This window comes from Microbacterium limosum, assembly GCF_036324365.1.
In the GTDB taxonomy this organism is placed as follows: domain Bacteria; phylum Actinomycetota; class Actinomycetes; order Actinomycetales; family Microbacteriaceae; genus Microbacterium; species Microbacterium limosum.
Map to the genome: position 1 here is coordinate 2,241,108 of NZ_CP137080.1, position 17,105 is coordinate 2,258,212.

Consider the following 17,105-nt stretch of genomic DNA (forward strand, 5'->3'; position numbering starts at 1 on the left):
CTCACGACCCCAGCCTACCGGCTGCCCCCGACGGGTCCCCGGGCCGGGGCGCTGCCCACGGCATCCGCCCCTCCCTCGCCACCCGCGAGCGAGCCGGGCGGACGACGAGGCGAGGGATGCCGCTCAGTCGCCCTTTCCGCGGAAGAGCGTCGTCCCCACGGGGTCGAGCAGGAAGAGCGCGAACGCGAGGGAGCCGATGAACGGGGCGAGGAGCACGACGCCCGCCGAGATCACCAGAGCGCTGAGCGCCCCGCGGCCGTAGGCGCTCGCATCCCGGTCCGACAGATCGGGGAGCATCGTCTCGCGGTGGCGCACCGCCCACACCCACTGCAGGTAGCTGCAGAGGATCGCGAGGAAGAACGCGACGGGCATGAGGAGCCTGCCCGCCAGCCACTCGGAGTACTCCGTCGTGAGGCTCGTCGCGAACGGCACGAGCACGATGAAGAGAAGGCGGCCATTGTTCAGCCAGACGACCGTCGCGTCGATGCGCGCGACGTGCTCGAACTGCTGCACGTGCGTCATCCACAGCAGGCACAGCAGGAGGAAGCTCAGCGCGAAGTTGAGGAACAGCTCGCCCATTCCGGCGAGCGCGGCCCACATGTCGGCATCCGACGAGATCGGGCCGAGGCCGTACGTCGTCAAGTCGAGGACGAGGAGGGTCGCCGCGATGGCGAACACCCCGTCGGTGAACGCCTCGAGACGCGTCGTGCTCTGCGTTGCCGCCGCATGCCGTCGCCGCCGGATCATGCGCCCAGCGTAGCGACGGCCTACTTCTTGTAGTTGGGCGCCTCGACAACGATCTGCACGTCGTGCGGGTGCGACTCCTTCAGCCCCGCCGACGTGATGCGCACGAACTTGCCCTTCTCCTTGAGCTCCTCGATCGTGCGCGCGCCGACGTAGAACATCGACTGCCGCAGGCCGCCCACGAGCTGGTAGGCGACGGCGCCGACCGGTCCGCGGTACGCGACCTGGCCCTCGATGCCCTCGGGGATGAGCTTGTCGTCGGTGGGGACGTCGGCCTGGAAGTACCGGTCCTTCGAGTACGAGGTCTTCTTGCCGCGGGTCTGCAGCGCACCGAGCGAACCCATGCCCCGGTACTGCTTGAACTGCTTGCCGCCCTGGAAGACGATCTCGCCCGGCGACTCGTCGGTGCCCGCCAGCAGCGAGCCGAGCATGACGGTGTCGGCGCCCGCGACGAGGGCCTTGGCGATGTCGCCGGAGTACTGCAGGCCGCCGTCGGCGATCACCGGGACGCCGGCGGGACGGGCCGCGAGGGATGCCTCGTAGACCGCCGTCACCTGCGGCACCCCCACGCCCGCGACGACGCGGGTGGTGCAGATCGATCCCGGCCCGACGCCGACCTTCACGGCATCCACCCCGGCGTCGATGAGCGCCTGCGCGCCCGCCCGCGTCGCGACGTTGCCGCCGATGACGTCGATGTGCGCGAACGTGGGGTCGGCCTTGATGCGACGGACGATGTCGATGACGCCCGCGGACTGGCCGTTGGCGGTGTCGACGACCAGCACGTCGACGCCCGCGTCGCGCAGGGCCTCGGCCCGCTGCCACGCGTCGCCGAAGAAGCCGATCGCGGCGCCCACGCGCAGGCGTCCGTGCTCGTCCTTCGTGGCGAGGGGGTACTTCTCGCTCTTGTCGAAGTCCTTGATCGTGATGAGCCCGGCGAGCCTGCCCTCGTCGTCGATGAGGGGCAGCTTCTCGACGCGGTGCTTGGCGAACGTCGCGATGACGTCGTTCGCACTGATCCCCACGGGCCCCGTGATGAGGCCCTCGCTCGTCATCACGTCGCGCACGAGCGTGGACTGCCGCTCGAATCCCGACACGAAGCGCATGTCGCGGTTCGTGACGATGCCGAGCAGGCGCCCGTCGTCGTCGACGACCGGCAGACCGGAGATTCGGTACTGCGCGCACAGCGCGTCGACCTCCTCGATCGTCGCCGTCGGGTGCGTCGTTATGGGGTCGGAGATCATGCCCGACTCGCTGCGCTTGACCCGATCGACCTGGGCCGCCTGCTCTTCGATCGAGAGATTGCGGTGCAGGATGCCGAGGCCGCCCTCGCGCGCGATGGCGATCGCCATGCGCGCCTCGGTCACGGTGTCCATCGCGCTCGAGACCAGCGGTGTCGCCACCGTGATGCGGCGGGTCACCCGCGAGGAGGTGTCGGCCTCGCTCGGGATGACGTCCGTGTGGCCCGGCAGCAGCAGGACATCGTCGTAGGTCAGTCCGACGAAGCCGAACGGGTCGTTGTGGTCCATGCGCGGTCCTCCTGCGGCGGGGTGGGGCTCACAGAATTCTACGTCCGGCGGGCCTGCAGAATTCCCGTGCGCGCACGCCGCGGAATCCCGTCCCGCGTCGATTGCGATTCGGTCTCGCCGGGGGGAATGTTTCGCCCGATCTGCCGTCGAAACACCCTCGACACATTACGCTCATACGGTGTTCGTCACAGCCGACGAACATCGTCGTCGCATGGTGGCGAGACCCCTTCTTTGGAGGTTCAGTGAGGCCCATGACAGACGCGCACGCCGCAGGGCGCGCTCCGCGCATCCTCGTGCTGCTCGGGGTGCTCGCCGCCTCGCTCATCGCGCTTCTCCTCGTCCCCATCGGGCCGGCGACCGCGGCGGAAGACGACCCGTACCGCATCAGCGGCAACGTCCAGCTGGACGGGGAGCCGCTGGAAGGGGTGCGACTGACCGTCGAGGGCCCCGGCGGCGAGCAGGAGGTCGAGACCGACGAGAACGGTCAGTGGCGGGTCGGCGTCCCCGAACGCGGCGAGACCTACACCGTCACCCTCGACGAGGACACGCTGCCCGAGGGCATCGCCGTCGTCGACGAGGCCGACGACTCGCCCAACGAGAAGGAGGTCGAGATGGGCGCGGGCGGCCGCGTCACCGTCAACTTCTTCATCGGCGAGGGCGAGCGCAACGTCACGAGCTTCTTCGACCAGTTCGTCCAGCGCGTCGTGCAGGGCCTGAGCTTCGGCCTCATGCTCGGGCTCGCGGCGGTCGGTCTGTCCCTCGTCTTCGGCACGACGGGGATCTCCAACTTCGCGCACGGCGAGATGGTCACCTTCGGCGCCATCGCCGCCCTCCTGCTCGTCGGGCCCGCGAGTCTCGCGCTGCCGCTCTGGCTCGGCTTCCCGCTCGCGATCGTCCTGAGCGCGGGTCTCGGGCTCGTGCTCGACATGATCCTGTGGCGACCGCTGCGAAGGCGAAGAGTCGGCGTCGTGCAGCTCATGATCGTCTCCATCGGCCTGTCGCTGACCCTCCGCTACATCTTCCAGTTCTTCATCGGCGGTGGAACCCTCCAGCTGCCGTACTCCGCGCCACCGCGGATCAATCTCTTCGGTTCGGTCCAGCTCAGCGTGATCGACATGATCTCGATCGCGATCTGCATCGTCGTCATCGTCGCTTTCGCGCTCTGGCTCACGCGGTCCCGGCTGGGCAAGGCCACGCGCGCCATCTCCGACAACCCCTCGCTCGCCGCGGCATCCGGCATCGATGTCGACTTCGTCGTGCGGGTGGTGTGGGTCGTTGCGGGGGGCCTCGCGGGGCTCTCCGGCATCCTGTACGCCTACTTCCGCCCCGGCATCCGGTGGGACATGGGCGCGCAGGTGCTGCTGCTGATGTTCTCCGCCGTCATCCTCGGCGGCCTCGGAACCGCGTACGGCGCGCTCGTGGGCGCGCTGATCGTGGGGCTCCTGGTCGAGGTGTCGAGCCTGTGGATCCCGGCCGACCTCAAGTACGCCAGCGCGCTGTTCATCCTCATCGTCATCCTGCTGTTCCGACCGCAGGGCATCCTCGGTCGCCGGGAAAGGATCGGTTAAGCACCATGGACTGGCTACAGATCCTCTCCAACTCGGCCTCGTCGATCCTCAGCCCCGCCACGATCGGCTACGCGCTCGCCGCCCTCGGCCTGGCGGTGCACTTCGGCTACACGGGCCTGATCAACATGGGCATCGCCGGGTTCATGGCCATCGGGGCCTACGGCTATGCGATCGGCGTGCTCACGTTCGGGCTCGAGTGGTGGGTGGCGGCGCTCGCGGGCCTCGTCGCGTCGGCGATCTTCGCCGTGATCCTCGGCATCCCCACGCTGCGCCTGCGCGGCGACTACCTGGCGATCGTCACGATCGCCGCGGCGGAAGTGGTGCGGCTGCTGTTCCTCACGACCGCGTTCGACGACGTCACCGGATCCGCCGACGGGCTGAGCGGGTACCACTCGAGCTTCCGGGCCGCCAACCCTCTGCCGCAGGGCACCTACGGGTTCGGTCCGTGGACGTACAACGAGACCCAGTGGTGGGTGCGCATCATGGGCATCCTGACGCTCCTGATCGCCGCGCTCGTCGTCTGGATGCTCATGCGCAGCCCGTGGGGGCGCGTGCTCAAGGGCGTCCGCGAGGACGAGGATGCCGTGCGATCGCTCGGGAAGAACGTCTACGCCTACAAGATGCAGTCGCTCGTCCTCGGCGGGGTCATCGCCGCCGCGGGCGGCATCGTCTACGCTCTGCCCTCGGCCGTGAGCCCGGGCGTGTACGTGACGTCGCTGACGTTCTTCGTGTGGACGGCCCTCCTGCTGGGCGGCGCGGCCACCGTGTTCGGCCCGCTCCTCGGATCTCTCATCTTCTGGGTTCTGCAGACGTTCCTGGCGAACGTCCTGCCCGCCATGGCATCGGCCGGCCTGCTGTTCGGGATGTCGGCGATCCAGGCGGCAACCCTCCGCTACATCCTCGTGGGCGTCGCGCTCATGCTGCTCGTGATCTTCATGCCGCAGGGCATCCTCGGCAACAAGAAGGAGCTGACCTTTGTCAAGTGACGCACAGGGGGCCGGGGCCCCCACCGCACCCACCGCCCGCGCGAAGACGACGGGCCTCCACGTCGGCGAGGCCGCCCCCGGCGTGGCCAAGGTCGACCCGATCATCATCGCCGACGGGGTGCGCCGCACCTTCGGCGGCGTGACCGCGGTCGACGTCGAGCACCTCGAGATCCCCCGAGGTGCCATCACGGCGCTCATCGGGCCGAACGGGGCCGGCAAGACCACGCTCTTCAACCTCCTGACGGGGTTCGACAGGCCCGACGCCGGGTCGTGGTCGTTCGACGGCCGCTCCCTCTCGGGCGTGCCCGCGTACAAGGTGGCCCGCCTGGGGCTCGTACGGACGTTCCAGCTGACCAAGGCGCTGGGCCTTCTGACCGTTCTCGAGAACATGAAGCTCGGCGCCACCGGCCAGCGCGGCGAGAGGTTCTGGCAGAGCATGATCCCCGCCGTCTGGCGCAAACAGGACACGGGGATCGAGGAGCGCGCGATGCGCCTGCTCGCGAAGTTCAAGCTCGACACGAAGGCCTCCGACTTCGCCGCGAGCCTCTCGGGCGGCCAGCGGAAGCTGCTGGAGATGGCCCGCTCGCTCATGACCCAGCCGACCCTCGTCATGCTCGACGAGCCGATGGCCGGGGTCAACCCCGCCCTCACGGAGTCGCTGCTCGACCACATCCTCGATCTGAAGGACGAGGGGATGACGGTGCTCTTCGTCGAGCACGACATGCACATGGTGCGGCACATCGCCGACTGGGTGGTCGTCATGGCGGAGGGACGCGTGGTCGCCGAGGGCGATCCGCACACCGTCATGCGCAACCCCGCCGTGATCGACGCCTACCTGGGCGCGCATCAGGAGCTCGACCTGGGCGTCGTCACCGGCAGGATCCAGACGGCGGACGCCGACCCCACGACGGATGCCGCGGCATCCCGAGCCGCGAGCGCCGAGGCGCTCGTCGCCGACGGCATCGCCGAGGACGAGAAGGAGCAGAACCCGTGAGCACCCCCGTCGCCACCCGCACCGTCGTCCACGTCGCGGACGTCCACGCCGGCTACCTGCCCGGGGTGAACATCCTCAACGGGTGCTCGCTGACCGCCGAGAAGGGTGAACTGATCGGCATCATCGGCCCCAACGGGGCGGGCAAGTCCACCCTCCTGAAGGCGATCTTCGGCCAGGTCAACGTCCGCAGCGGCTCGATCACGCTCGAGGGTGACGACATCACGGGGCTCAAGGCCAACAAGCTCGTGCAGCGGGGGGTCGGCTTCATCCCGCAGACGAACAACGTCTTCCCGACCCTCACGATCGAGGAGAACCTGCAGATGGGCCTGTACCAGCGCCCGTCCGCCTACAAGGAGCGGCTCGAGTTCGTCACCGGGATCTTCGCCGAGCTCGGCGCCCGTCTGAAGCAGAGGGCGGGCTCGCTCTCGGGCGGCGAACGCCAGATGGTGGCGATGAGCCGTGCGCTCATGATGGACCCCAAGGTCCTACTCCTCGACGAGCCGTCTGCGGGCCTGTCCCCCGTTCGCCAGGACGAGGCGTTCATCCGCGTCTCGGAGATCAACAAGGCCGGCGTGACCTGCATCATGGTCGAGCAGAACGCGCGGCGCTGCCTGCAGATCTGCGACCGGGGCTATGTGCTCGACCAGGGCCGCGACGCCTACACCGGCACGGGGCGCGAGCTGCTGGCCGACCCGAAGGTCACCGAGCTGTACCTGGGCACCCTCGGCGCCTGACGGCGCGTCAGCAGGCCGACGACCCGAATCCGGGCATCCGGTCATCAGCCGTTCCCGGTGCTGGACAACATTCCGGAAGGACGCCGCGGATCAGCCCCCATGCGACGTGATCGGGCCCGACGCGCCGGTGCTGCCGGAGTGTTGTCCGTCCGGGGACCGATCTTCTGGAGCATGGCGACGATGACCCGGCCGAGCGCGGGCGCATCGGCGAAGATGTCCGCCGCCACCGGGCGGATGCTGGCGTAGCCGCGCGCGGCCAGAGCGAGGTCCCGCCGCCGATCCGCGACCTGCGCTTGCCATCCTCCATGGTGTGCACGGCTGTCGCATTGGATGACGAGCCACCCCTCGACGACGAAGTCGACGCGGCCGACGCCGTCGATCCAGACCTGGCACTCGAAGCTCAGCCCCAGAGCGCGGAGGAGGAGGCGGACAAATGTCTCCGGCCCCGACTCGCACCGGCCGTCCACGAGTGCGCGCAGACCGCGACGCCGCCGGGGAACGAGCCGGAACAACTCGTCCAGGCCCTCCTCGTCGACGAGTCCGAGGTTCACGGCGCTGTCGAGAGTGGCGATCGCCGCCCGAGGCGTCTGGCAGATCGTGGCTTGGAGCAGCGCATCGAACACCTCCACGCGGAGCGATCGCGGGGGCGGAGTTCGGCGCAGCGGGGCCCAGTGGAGGCGCACACCGGGTGTCGGTCGCAGGCGGGTCGTGTGTGGCGGCACCTGAACGTGCACGTCGCCGCGGTCGAGGACGAAGACCCCGCGCTCCGCGAGCAGGCTCGTGCACGCGAGACGTCCCCCGGCCGCGGCTGCGGTCGTGGCCGAGGCCGAGGACGCGGGGCTCAGATAGAGGCCCTGCCGCGGCCGCAGCAGCCGCTCACCCCGCACCATCGCGGCGATGCGGGCCTGCGAGAGACCCTGCGCCTTCAGGTCGGCGTGGCAGTAGACGCGATCGGGATCCAGCGCGAGCATCGCCCCAGCCTCCGCGGCAACCGCGGGCCCGGACGCCGCGGTGACGTCATCCGGGGACGGCGGCCCGGATCACGGGAGCGGGGAGGAGGGCCGGTTCGGGACAATACTCCGGAGGTCTCGCGCCGCACGGGCTCTCCCAGCCCTGCAGCCCCGCCGACGCGGCGAAAGCGTCCGGAGTGTTGTCACGCTGCGCCGCCCCTGAGCCGCCGCCACCGACAAACAGCGGCCCCGCTTCCGAAGAACCGGGGCCGCTGCCGTTGCGGGTGGAGGGATCAGCCCTCGTAGGCCGCGTAGGTGTTGTCGTCGCCGAACTCGTAGATGCCGATCGACGCCTCGGTCGGGTCGCCGACCTCGTCGAAGGTGATCGGACCGGAGACGCCGTCGTAGTCGGCGACGCCGCCGCCGAGGATGATCTCGGCGCACTCCGCGTAGCTGGAGCAGGACTCTCCGTCGCCGGAGCCGCCGGAGACCTCGACGAGCTTCTCCGCGATCGCGGCGCTGTCGGTCGAGCCGGCCGCGAGCGAGGCGAGCGCCAGCAGGATAGTGGCGTCGTAGGACTCGGCCGCGTAGCTGTACTCCTCGAGCGCGGCGATGCCCTCGGCCTCCAGGAACGCGTCCAGCTCATCCGTGAAGGCGGCGATGGAGTCGATCGTCAGACCCGGCAGCGTGCCCTTCGCGCCCGTGAGCGAGCCCGCGGGGAACTGATCGCCGAAGTTCGACAGGTTGCCGTCGACGAAGTAGAGCTTGTCGCTGGGGATCTGACCGAACAGGCTCGGCAGGATCGTCGTGACCTCCTCGAACGTGATCAGCGCGATCGCGTCGGGGGCGGCCGCGACGACCTCGCTGATCTGAGCGTCGAACGACGTGTCACCCGTGTTGTAGGTGGGCGCCGCGACGACCTCGCCGCCCGCGGCCTCGAAGGCCTCGGTGACGTAGCCGGCGAGACCGGTCCCGTACGAGTCGTTCAGCACGATCATGCCGAGCGTCTGGTTGCCGTCCTCGGCGATGAGGTTTCCGAGCACCTCGCCCTGCAGGACGTCCGAGGGCGCCGTGCGGAAGTACAGCCCGTTGTCGTCGTAGGTCGTGAACACGTCCGAGGTGTTGGCGGGCGAGAACTGGATGACGCCGGCACCCACGACCTGGTCGATGAACTGCAGCGAGGTGCCCGACGACGCGGCGCCGATGATGGCGGACACGCCCTCACCGAGCAGACGCGGGATCTCGGTCTCGTAGGCCTTGTTGTCGGTGTCGCCCGAGTCGCCGTAGATGACGTCGAGGGTCAGGCCCGTGTCGGCCGTGGCCTCGTTGATCTGGGCCGTCGCGTAGGCCACACCGGCCTCCTCCGGCGGGCCGAGGAAGGCGAGGTTGCCCGTCTGGGGCAGTGCCGTTCCGATCGTGAGGGTCATCTCCTCTCCGGCTTCGGCTGCCGGGGCGGACGATTCGGTGTCGCCGCCGCTGCCGGCACAACCCGCGAGGAAGAGCGCGCCGACGCCGACGACGGCGATGCCACCGACGACCTTTCCGCGCGAACGGGAGAAGACGCTCATAGTGCTCCTTGCTGTAAACGAACGCTGGGCCGGCCCTGGCGCCGACCTCGTGGATCTCACCCTAAGCGCGGGACCCGCGTTCCAACGTTGCGGTGCGTTAACGATGTGTCACGAGATGGTCACGGCACGATAACGGCCGTCTCATCAGCCCGAAATCACCCCGGCGAGACGACGGCGTCGGACCCGGTGCCGCGGATGCCGGTACCTGGTACGCAGAACCGCATCCGCCCGCGTGGGCCCCGCCCGCTTCGCCAGTCAGGTGATCGGGGCGACGTCCGAGACGCCCCTGTGGCGGCGCGAGTACAGCAGCTGATCGATCGTCAGGACCGACAGGGCGACCCACACCAGGCCGAAGCCGATCCACCGCTCGAGCGGCATCGGCTCTCCGAGGATCCACGCGCCGGTGATGAACTGCATGATCGGGGCGATGAACTGGAGCAGCCCGATGACGGTCAGGGGCACCCGCCGCGCACCGGCAGCGAAGAACAGCAGCGGTGTCGCCGTCGCAACCCCTGCCAGCGAGAGCAGCACCGCGTTCCACACACCGGCCGTGCCGAAGGTGAGGCCGGATGCGAACGAGACCGCGACCAGCTGCCCGATCGCGACCGGCGCGAGCCAGAACGACTCCAGGGTGAGTCCGCTGACCGCGTCCACGCGAGGGCCGATCTGCTTCTTGACGAGGCCGTAGACGCCGAAGGATGCCGCGAGGGTCAGGGCTATCCACGGGAAGGTGCCGTACCCGACGACGATGACGCCAACGGCGAGGGCGCTGATGCCGATCGCGATCCACTGCGTCATCCGGAGGCTCTCGCGCAGGACGAGAACGCCCAGGATGACGGTGAAGATGGGGTTGATGAAATACCCCAGGCTCGTCTCGATCACGTGCCCGGACAGGGTCGCGATGAGGAACACCTGCCAGTTGACGTAGATGACGGCTCCCGCGAGCGCCGTCCACAGCAGCAGGCGGGGCTGGCGGATGATGCGCCCGAACGCTCCCCAGGAGCGGGTCACGCTCAGGAGCACGGCGCAGAAGACCAGCGAGAGCAGGATGCGCCACGCGACGATCTCCCACGGGCCCGTCGGGGCCAGGGTGAGGAAGTACAGCGGCAGGAATCCCCAGAGCAGGTACGCCGTGAAGGCGTACACCCCGCCGAGAGCACGCTCCCGGGCGGGATCGGGCGCGTGGTTCACCGGCTCAGCCTACCGCCGGAGCGACGTCCGGCTCGGGACGCCGCGTGCCCCCGCTCACTCAGCGGGAGGACCCGGTCGCGACACCCCGGCGCACCCGCAAACGACGAAGGACCCGGATGCCGCGGCATCCGGGTCCTTCGGTGGTGTGCGTCGCTCAGCGAACGACGACCGCGAGCACGTCGCGGGCCGAGAGCACGAGGAACTCGTCGGCGCCGAACTTGACCTCGGTTCCGCCGTACTTGCTGTAGATCACGCGGTCACCGACGGCGACATCGAGCGGAACGCGGTTGCCGTTGTCATCGATGCGGCCGGGGCCCACCGCGACGACCTCGCCCTCTTGGGGCTTCTCCTTCGCGGTGTCGGGGATGACCAGGCCGGAGGCCGTCGTCTGCTCCGCCTCGACCTGGCGGATGACGATGCGGTCCTCGAGCGGCTTGATGGAAACCTGAGTGGAAACCGTCACGGTCTACCTCTTTCTTGATCCAAGACTCATTAGCAACCTCGCTGCGAGAGTGCTAATGACAGTGTAGGCATCCGCTGGCACTCCCGCAACGCGAGTGCCAGCGGATGACGGCGTCGCCCGCCGTAGGGTGGTGCGGGTGGAGATGTCGGAGCTCACGGCCCTGCTGACCCCCGAGGGCCTGCGGCTGCTCGACGCGACGCCGCCGGTGGAATCGGCCGCCGACGTGGCGCGCGAGGTCACCCGACTGCGCGCCGCGGGCCACTCCCCCGACCTCGTCTCGGCCGTCGTCGGCCAGTCGCGTCTGCGGCGGCGTGCCCGTGCGAAGTTCGGCGACCTCGCGGCGCGGATGCTGTTCACCCGCGCCGGCCTCGAGCAGTCCACGCGCCTGTCGGTCTCCACCCTGCACGCCCGGCGCTTCCGCGACGCCGGGATCGCCTCCGTCGCCGACCTCGGATGCGGGATCGGGGGCGACGCCTTGGGCGCCGCCGGGCTCGGGCTGGACGTCCACGCCGTCGAGGCGGACGAGGTCACGGCCGCCCTCGCGGCCTTCAACCTCGCGCCGTTCGGGGAAACCGCCCGGGTCTCGAACGCCCTCGCCGATTCGATCGACCTCGGGCCCGAGGTGGGCGTGTGGCTGGACCCCGCCCGCCGCACCGCGGGCCGTACCGAGACGACCCGCCTGAGCGACCCCGACGAGTACTCGCCCACGCTGTCGTGGGCGTTCGAGGTGGCGGAGCGCCGGGCGACCGGCATCAAGCTCGGTCCGGGTCTGGACCGGGACCTCATCCCGGTGGGCGCCGAGGCGCAGTGGATCACCGTCGACGGCTCCACGATCGAGCTCGTGCTGTGGTCGAGGGAGCTCGCCCGGCCAGGTATCGGTCGCGCCGCCGTGGTGCTGACCGACGGCGGCGCGCACGAACTGACCGCCGAGCACGATGCCCCCGACGAAGACGTCAGCGCGCTCGGGGCGTTCGTGCACGAACCGGCGGGCTCCGTCATCCGCGCCCGCCTCATCGGCGACGTCGCGCGATCGCTGCAGGCCGGGCCGATCGCACCCGGGATCGCCTACCTCACCGGCGACGCTGCCCTCACGAGCCCGTTCGTATCGACCTTCCGCGTGCGGGAGGTGCTCCCGACCGACACGAAGAAGATCGCCCGCGCCCTCCGCGAGCGAGGCATCGGCACACTCGAGATCAAGAAGCGCGGCGTCGACGTGGATCCCGCGGTGCTGCGCACGAGGCTGCGCCTGCAGGGGCCGGAGTCGGCGACGCTGCTGCTCACGCGTGCGGGCGGCGGTCGCCTGGCGATCCTCGCCGATCGCGTCTGACGCACGGCCCCGCCCGCGTCAGGCGAAGAGATCGGCCTGCATCGCCGCCCAGACGATCCAGATCGCGCTGTAGATGATCGAGAGGATGCCGAGCGCCAGCGCCCACGCCGCGGCCTGGCGTCCCTCTTCGGGGCGGCGCAGGGCCATCGCCGCCACGACGACCGCGACGACGCCGATCGGAAAACCCCAGCCGACGAACAACGAGGCCGCGAGGCCGACCACGGCGATGACGAGCGCCCACCCCGCGAGGCGCCGCCGGTCCTTCGCGGGGGCGGGCGGGTCCCAGGGTCCGAAGGGGATGCGGCGGTCGAGGAAGGGGACGGGACCGGTCTCCCTCGCCTCGTCATCCTCGCCCTGGGGGGACGGCCCGTGCGGGAGGACCGGCGGCGCGAAGGGGATGGCCGGCTCGGTGAAGCGCGCGGGCGGCGGAGCGGCCCCCTCCGCGGGGACCGGGCTCGCGTTCGCGAGGCCGGGTTCTGCGGCCGCCGCGCCGTCCTTCTCCTCCGCGCTCACGCCGGCTCGCTCCCCGCAGCGACCTGGATCTCGGTGACGGGAAGCGTGGAGTCCGCGCCGAACGCGAGCGTGGACGGCTGCCGCCCTGCGCGGATCAGTTCCGCGGCGAGCGCGGCGATCATCGACCCGTTGTCGGTGCACAGCGACAGCGGCGGGATCCGCACCGCGACGCCCGCGGCATCCGCGCGCTCGAGCGCGACCTCGCGCAGGCGCCGGTTCGCGATGACCCCGCCCCCCAGCAGCAGCCGGGGCACGCCGTGGCGCACGCACGCGTCGAGCGCCTTCGTCACGAGCACGTCGACGACCGCCTCGCGGAAGGATGCCGCGACATCCGCCACGGGCACGGGCTCGCCGGCCGCCTCCTGATGTTCGATCCAGCGGGCGACGGCGGTCTTGAGCCCGGAGAAGGAGAAGTCGTAGCGGTGCCGGTCCATGTCGCTGGCGCGGGAGAGACCCCGCGGGAAGCGGATGGCCCGGGGGTCGCCGGACGCCGCGGCGCGATCGATCTCCGGACCGCCGGGATAGGGCAGCCCCAGGATGCGGGCGACCTTGTCGAACGCCTCGCCGGCCGCGTCGTCGACCGTCTCGCCCAGCAGCTCGACGTCGCTCGTCAGATCGCGCACGAGCAGGAGCGAGGTGTGGCCGCCGGAGACCAGGAGCGCGACGGTCGGATACTCGAGCGGCTCGGCGTCGGCGTCGAGGAGGTCGGCGGCGATATGACCGACGAGGTGGTTGACGGCGTACAGCGGCGTCCCGAGGGCCACCGCGAGCGCCTTCGCCGCGCCGACGCCCACCATCAGGGCTCCCGCGAGGCCCGGCCCGGAGGTGACTGCGACGGCGTCCAGATCGGCGAGCGCGACACCCGATTCGGCGAGCGCGGCCTCGATCGCGGGCTGCAGGGCCTCGAGGTGGGCACGCGCCGCGACCTCCGGCACCACCCCGCCGAAGCGCGCGTGCTCGTCCATGCTGCTGGCGATCGTGTTCGAGAGCAGCGTGCGACCCCGGACGATGCCGATGCCGGTCTCGTCGCAGCTGGTCTCGATGCCGAGCACGAGCGGTTCCTCGCGGTTCATCCGCTCGCCCCCTCCCGCGGGCCCCGGCCACCCTCGGCGGGGGTCGGCGCGGCCTCGCCCTGCGGCGCCCACGTGCGCAGGTCGAGTGCCATCACGATCGCGTCGACCCCGTCGGGCTGGTAGTACCGGGGCCTGCGGCCGAGCTCGCCGAACCCCTCCGAGACGTAGAGGGAGTGCGCGACGGAATTGTCGGCACGCACCTCCAGGAACACCTTCTTCGCTCCGCTGTCGCGGGCATGGCCCACCAGCGCCCGCAGCAGCGCCCGCCCCTGACCCCGGCCTCGCACCTGCGGATCCAGGGCGAGGGTCTGGATGTCGGCGTCGGGCAGGCCGCGGGCGGCCCTCACTCCCCCGTATCCGACGACGCGGCCCGCCTCCTCCATCACGACGTAGTGCGCGTGGGTCGAGGCGAGCTCCTCCCGCATCATGGTCTCGGACCAGGCATCGGTGGGAAACGACGCCCGTTCGAGCGCCATGATCGCGCCGAGGTCCGACGGGGCCGCGGGCCGCATCATGTCCCCACCCGCTTGGGTACGGCGCCGAGGGTCACGTCGGGGGCGCGAAGGTACAGGGGTTCCGTCATGCCGTCCTCCGCGCCGGCGTCGCCCGTGGCGATCCGGTGCGCAGCCACCCGGCCGAGCGCCGCGGCGGAGATGCGGGAGGCGTCGATGCGGCGGGCGCCCGCTTCGCGCAGGCGATCGTCGAGCTCGTGGCGGGGGGCGAGGGCCGGCTCGGTGGCACGCACGGGGACGCCCCGGGGATCGAGACCGGCGTAGACCGTGTACGCGAACTCCCGGCGGCGCGCATCGGTGACGATCGCGACGGGGGCGTCGGCATCCGCGGCGTCGAAGTGCGTGCGGGCGGCCGCGTCGTGGCTGACGACGGGGACCAGCCGCGCCGACCGCGCCAGCGCGAATGCCCGCGCGGCGGCGACGCCGATGCGCAGGCCCGTGAAGGGGCCCGGCCCCATGCCCGCCGCGACGTGGGTGATCTGGTCGGGGCGCACGGACGCCTCGGCGAGCGACCGCCTGATAAGGTCCCCGATCACCTCGGCATGGCCAAGCGGGTTGTCGCTGGCCGCCTCAGCGAGCTCTACGCCGTCGAGGTCGACCACGGCGACGCCGGAGCCGAGCGAGGTGTCGAGCGCGAGGATCACGCCCTCCAGGGTAGTCGCGCCGAGGAGGAGCCTGGCGACGCGGGCGCCACCCCTCTGCGCGCGGACAACACTCCGGAAGGATCGCCTGTCAGCACCCCCGTATCCGCAGGACGACGCCCCCGCCCGTAAGCCGTCCGGAATGTTGTCCGCGCCGCGGCTACGGCCGGCGCGAGACCGTGACGACCCGCGGGGCGTCCGCGTCGAGCTCGAGCGTCGTGCGCGAGAGGTCGCCGCACATCGTGTCGGCCCCGCGTCCGCCGACCGGGCGCTCGATCTCGACCTCCCACCAGTGCTCGCGCAGGCCCTCGGCCATGCCCCGGCCCCACTCCACGACGACGACGGAGCCGTCCGCGTCGATGTCGAGGTCGTCGAGCTCGAGGGCGGAGCCCAGCCGGTAGGCGTCGGCGTGGACGAGCGGCGCGCCGCCGGCGAGGGAGGGGTGGGTGCGGGCGATGACGAACGTGGGGCTCTGGATCGGGCCCCGCACCCCGAGTCCCTCCGCGATGCCCCGCGTGAGCGTGGTCTTGCCAGCGCCGAGGGGGCCGGTGAGCACGAGCAGATCGCCCGCTTCGAGGCCTGCGCCGAGCCGCCGGCCGAGCTCCTCCATCGCCGGGGCGTCGGTGATGTCGTGGCGCCCGAGCAGGGCGTCCGACACGGTCATGACGACACCTGCCGACGGGGAACCCGGGCGCCGATGCGCGTGACGATCTCGTAGTTGATGGTGCCCGCGGCATCCGCCCAGTCCGTCGCCGCGGGAACGCCCAGCGTGGGGTCGCCGAACAGGACGACCTCGTCGCCGACCGCGACGGGCGTGTCGCCGACGTCCACGACGAACTGGTCCATCGCGATGCGCCCCGCGACCCTCAGGCTGCGGCCGCCGATGGTCACGGGCCCCGCACCGGAGGCCTGCCGCGGGACGCCGTCGGCGTATCCGAGCGGCACGAGCGCGAGCGTCGTCGGGCCGGGCGCGCGGTAGTCGTAGCCGTAGGAGACGCCTTGACCCGCGGGGACCCGGCGCACGGCGGCGACGGCGGCACGCAGCGTCATCGCGGGGCGCAGCCCGAGCGCGGCGGACGAGCGATCCGCGAACGGCGAGAGGCCGTAGATGCCGATCCCCAGGCGCACGCAGTTCAGCCGCGCCTCGGGCAGGTCGATCGCGGCGTGGGTGGCGGCGATGTGGCGCAGCGGCGGGTTCAGCCCGAGGCCGTCGGCGGCGATGAGGCCGGTCTCGAACGCGGCGAGCGCCGCAAGGTCATCCTCGCGACTGGTGTTCGACAGATGACTGAACAGGCCTACGACGCGCAGTTTGCCGCTGCGCTCGAGGCGCGCGGCTTCCGCGAATACAACATTCCAGTCACCGGGGGCGATGCCGTTGCGAGACAGGCCGGTTTCGAGTTTCAGGTGCACCCCGACCGGACGGTCGACGGATGCCGCAGCCGCTGCCTGCAGCAGCTGGTCAAAACTCGAGATACCCAGCTCGATCCCCACCGACGCAGCTTCGGCGAACGAGGCACCCGGGGCGTGCAGCCACGCCACGATGGGTGCCATGATGCCGGCCCGGCGCAGAGCGAGGGCTTCCGCGACGTCCGCGACACCCAGCCGGGTCGCTCCGCCCTCGAGCGCCGCGACGGCCGAGCGCGCAGCCCCGTGCCCGTACCCGTCGGCTTTCACGACCGCGATGACCTCGGTTCCGGTCAGCCGCCGCAAGTGGCGCGTGTTCGCCGCGACCGCGCCGACGTCGATGAGGGCTTCGCGCATGATGCCGGCCGGGAGCTGCGTCATGAGCCCTCCCCGCTCGTGACGGCGTCTCGCGGGACGGCAGATCGCGTAACGGCGGCCGATGCCGCGACATCCGATTCCGCGACGACGTATGCCGTAGCAAGCCCCGCGTCGTGCGACATCGACAGGTGGATCGCCGTGATGCCTCGCGCCGTGACGACGTCGGCGGTCGAACCGACGAGCGTGAACCACGGACGCCCGGATGACTCGGGGGTGACTTCGATCTCGGTCCAGTGGACACCATTCGAGCCACCGAGGGCCTTGATCAAGGCCTCTTTCGCGGCATAGCGCGCGGCGAGAGACCGGGGCCGCAGCATCCGCTCCGTGGGCGAGAACAACCGCTCGAGGAGCCGGGGGGTGCGCTCGAGGGTGCGCTCGAAGCGGGGGATGTCGACGATGTCCACGCCGATTCCCACGATCATGCGCGCACCTCGTTCCTCACCCCGCAACCCTATCGCCGCAACGGGCCATGCTCCGCTGTCGCACATCGACCTTCCGCGGGGGCGGCAAGGTCGGTATGTGACAGCGGAACC

General features: G+C 70.9%; 18 protein-coding genes. 5 read left to right on the forward strand and 13 right to left on the reverse strand.

Annotated elements, in window-relative coordinates; genetic code table 11:
* Positions 1–123 precede the first annotated feature (123 nt).
* A complete protein-coding gene (locus RYJ27_RS10790) occupies positions 124–747 on the reverse strand; it encodes a TMEM175 family protein (protein ID WP_330170307.1) in 624 nt (207 codons plus the stop codon).
* A gap of 20 nt (positions 748–767) precedes the next feature.
* Entirely contained in the window at positions 768–2,270 is a 1,503-nt protein-coding gene (gene guaB / locus RYJ27_RS10795; RefSeq protein ID WP_330170308.1) for an IMP dehydrogenase, read from the reverse strand.
* Between the two features lie 251 nt (positions 2,271–2,521).
* On the opposite strand from guaB, the gene RYJ27_RS10800 reads away from it, so the two are divergent.
* Genes RYJ27_RS10800 through RYJ27_RS10815 form a run of 4 tightly spaced genes read left to right on the forward strand, consistent with a single transcriptional unit; the run spans position 2,522 to position 6,552 of the window.
* Entirely contained in the window at positions 2,522–3,838 is a 1,317-nt protein-coding gene (locus tag RYJ27_RS10800; protein ID WP_330170309.1) for a branched-chain amino acid ABC transporter permease, read from the forward strand.
* Positions 3,839–3,843: 5 nt separating this feature from the next.
* Positions 3,844–4,824 carry a branched-chain amino acid ABC transporter permease gene (locus RYJ27_RS10805; RefSeq protein ID WP_330170310.1) on the forward strand — a complete coding sequence of 327 codons (981 nt, stop codon included), beginning with the start codon at positions 3,844–3,846 and terminating at the stop codon, positions 4,822–4,824.
* Positions 4,814–5,818: an ABC transporter ATP-binding protein gene (locus tag RYJ27_RS10810; protein WP_422732836.1), complete on the forward strand. Its 1,005-nt coding sequence runs from the start codon at positions 4,814–4,816 to the stop codon at positions 5,816–5,818. Before RYJ27_RS10805 ends, RYJ27_RS10810 begins: the two co-directional genes overlap by 11 nt.
* Positions 5,815–6,552 (forward strand): ABC transporter ATP-binding protein, encoded by a 738-nt coding sequence (locus tag RYJ27_RS10815; protein ID WP_330170311.1) that lies wholly within the window; start codon positions 5,815–5,817, stop codon positions 6,550–6,552. Before RYJ27_RS10810 ends, RYJ27_RS10815 begins: the two co-directional genes overlap by 4 nt.
* A gap of 44 nt (positions 6,553–6,596) precedes the next feature.
* Here RYJ27_RS10815 and RYJ27_RS10820 read toward each other — a convergent pair whose 3' ends face one another.
* The 4 genes from RYJ27_RS10820 to groES form a co-directional block, all read right to left on the reverse strand.
* Positions 6,597–7,523: a hypothetical protein gene (locus tag RYJ27_RS10820; RefSeq protein WP_330170312.1), complete on the reverse strand. Its 927-nt coding sequence runs from the start codon at positions 7,521–7,523 to the stop codon at positions 6,597–6,599.
* A gap of 272 nt (positions 7,524–7,795) precedes the next feature.
* Positions 7,796–9,070 (reverse strand): ABC transporter substrate-binding protein, encoded by a 1,275-nt coding sequence (locus RYJ27_RS10825; protein WP_330170313.1) that lies wholly within the window; start codon positions 9,068–9,070, stop codon positions 7,796–7,798.
* 255 nt (positions 9,071–9,325) lie between these two features.
* The gene (rarD, locus tag RYJ27_RS10830) at positions 9,326–10,261 is read right to left on the reverse strand and encodes an EamA family transporter RarD (protein WP_330170314.1); all 936 of its coding nucleotides are present in this window, start codon (positions 10,259–10,261) and stop codon (positions 9,326–9,328) included.
* Positions 10,262–10,415: 154 nt separating this feature from the next.
* Positions 10,416–10,724: a co-chaperone GroES gene (groES, locus tag RYJ27_RS10835; RefSeq protein ID WP_330170315.1), complete on the reverse strand. Its 309-nt coding sequence runs from the start codon at positions 10,722–10,724 to the stop codon at positions 10,416–10,418.
* Between the two features lie 136 nt (positions 10,725–10,860).
* On the opposite strand from groES, the gene RYJ27_RS10840 reads away from it, so the two are divergent.
* Positions 10,861–12,051: a THUMP-like domain-containing protein gene (locus tag RYJ27_RS10840; protein WP_330170316.1), complete on the forward strand. Its 1,191-nt coding sequence runs from the start codon at positions 10,861–10,863 to the stop codon at positions 12,049–12,051.
* 18 nt (positions 12,052–12,069) lie between these two features.
* On the opposite strand, the gene RYJ27_RS10845 is transcribed toward RYJ27_RS10840, so the two are convergent.
* From RYJ27_RS10845 to RYJ27_RS10875, 7 genes are all read right to left on the reverse strand, one after another.
* Positions 12,070–12,564, reverse strand: coding sequence for a hypothetical protein (locus tag RYJ27_RS10845; protein ID WP_330170317.1), 495 nt, complete (start codon positions 12,562–12,564; stop codon positions 12,070–12,072).
* Positions 12,561–13,637: a tRNA (adenosine(37)-N6)-threonylcarbamoyltransferase complex transferase subunit TsaD gene (gene tsaD, locus RYJ27_RS10850; protein WP_330170318.1), complete on the reverse strand. Its 1,077-nt coding sequence runs from the start codon at positions 13,635–13,637 to the stop codon at positions 12,561–12,563. Before tsaD ends, RYJ27_RS10845 begins: the two co-directional genes overlap by 4 nt.
* A complete protein-coding gene (rimI, locus tag RYJ27_RS10855) occupies positions 13,634–14,152 on the reverse strand; it encodes a ribosomal protein S18-alanine N-acetyltransferase (RefSeq protein WP_330170319.1) in 519 nt (172 codons plus the stop codon). The genes tsaD and rimI overlap by 4 nt, the downstream gene beginning before the upstream one ends.
* Positions 14,149–14,793, reverse strand: a complete 645-nt coding sequence (gene tsaB / locus RYJ27_RS10860) for a tRNA (adenosine(37)-N6)-threonylcarbamoyltransferase complex dimerization subunit type 1 TsaB (protein ID WP_330170320.1) — start codon at positions 14,791–14,793, stop codon at positions 14,149–14,151. The genes rimI and tsaB overlap by 4 nt, the downstream gene beginning before the upstream one ends.
* Positions 14,794–14,950: 157 nt before the next feature.
* Positions 14,951–15,454 carry a tRNA (adenosine(37)-N6)-threonylcarbamoyltransferase complex ATPase subunit type 1 TsaE gene (tsaE, locus tag RYJ27_RS10865; protein WP_330170321.1) on the reverse strand — a complete coding sequence of 168 codons (504 nt, stop codon included), beginning with the start codon at positions 15,452–15,454 and terminating at the stop codon, positions 14,951–14,953.
* Positions 15,451–16,575 carry an alanine racemase gene (alr, locus tag RYJ27_RS10870; RefSeq protein WP_330170322.1) on the reverse strand — a complete coding sequence of 375 codons (1,125 nt, stop codon included), beginning with the start codon at positions 16,573–16,575 and terminating at the stop codon, positions 15,451–15,453. Before alr ends, tsaE begins: the two co-directional genes overlap by 4 nt.
* Positions 16,572–16,994, reverse strand: a complete 423-nt coding sequence (locus tag RYJ27_RS10875; protein WP_330170323.1) for a holo-ACP synthase — start codon at positions 16,992–16,994, stop codon at positions 16,572–16,574. Before RYJ27_RS10875 ends, alr begins: the two co-directional genes overlap by 4 nt.
* Positions 16,995–17,105: the final 111 nt, after the last annotated feature.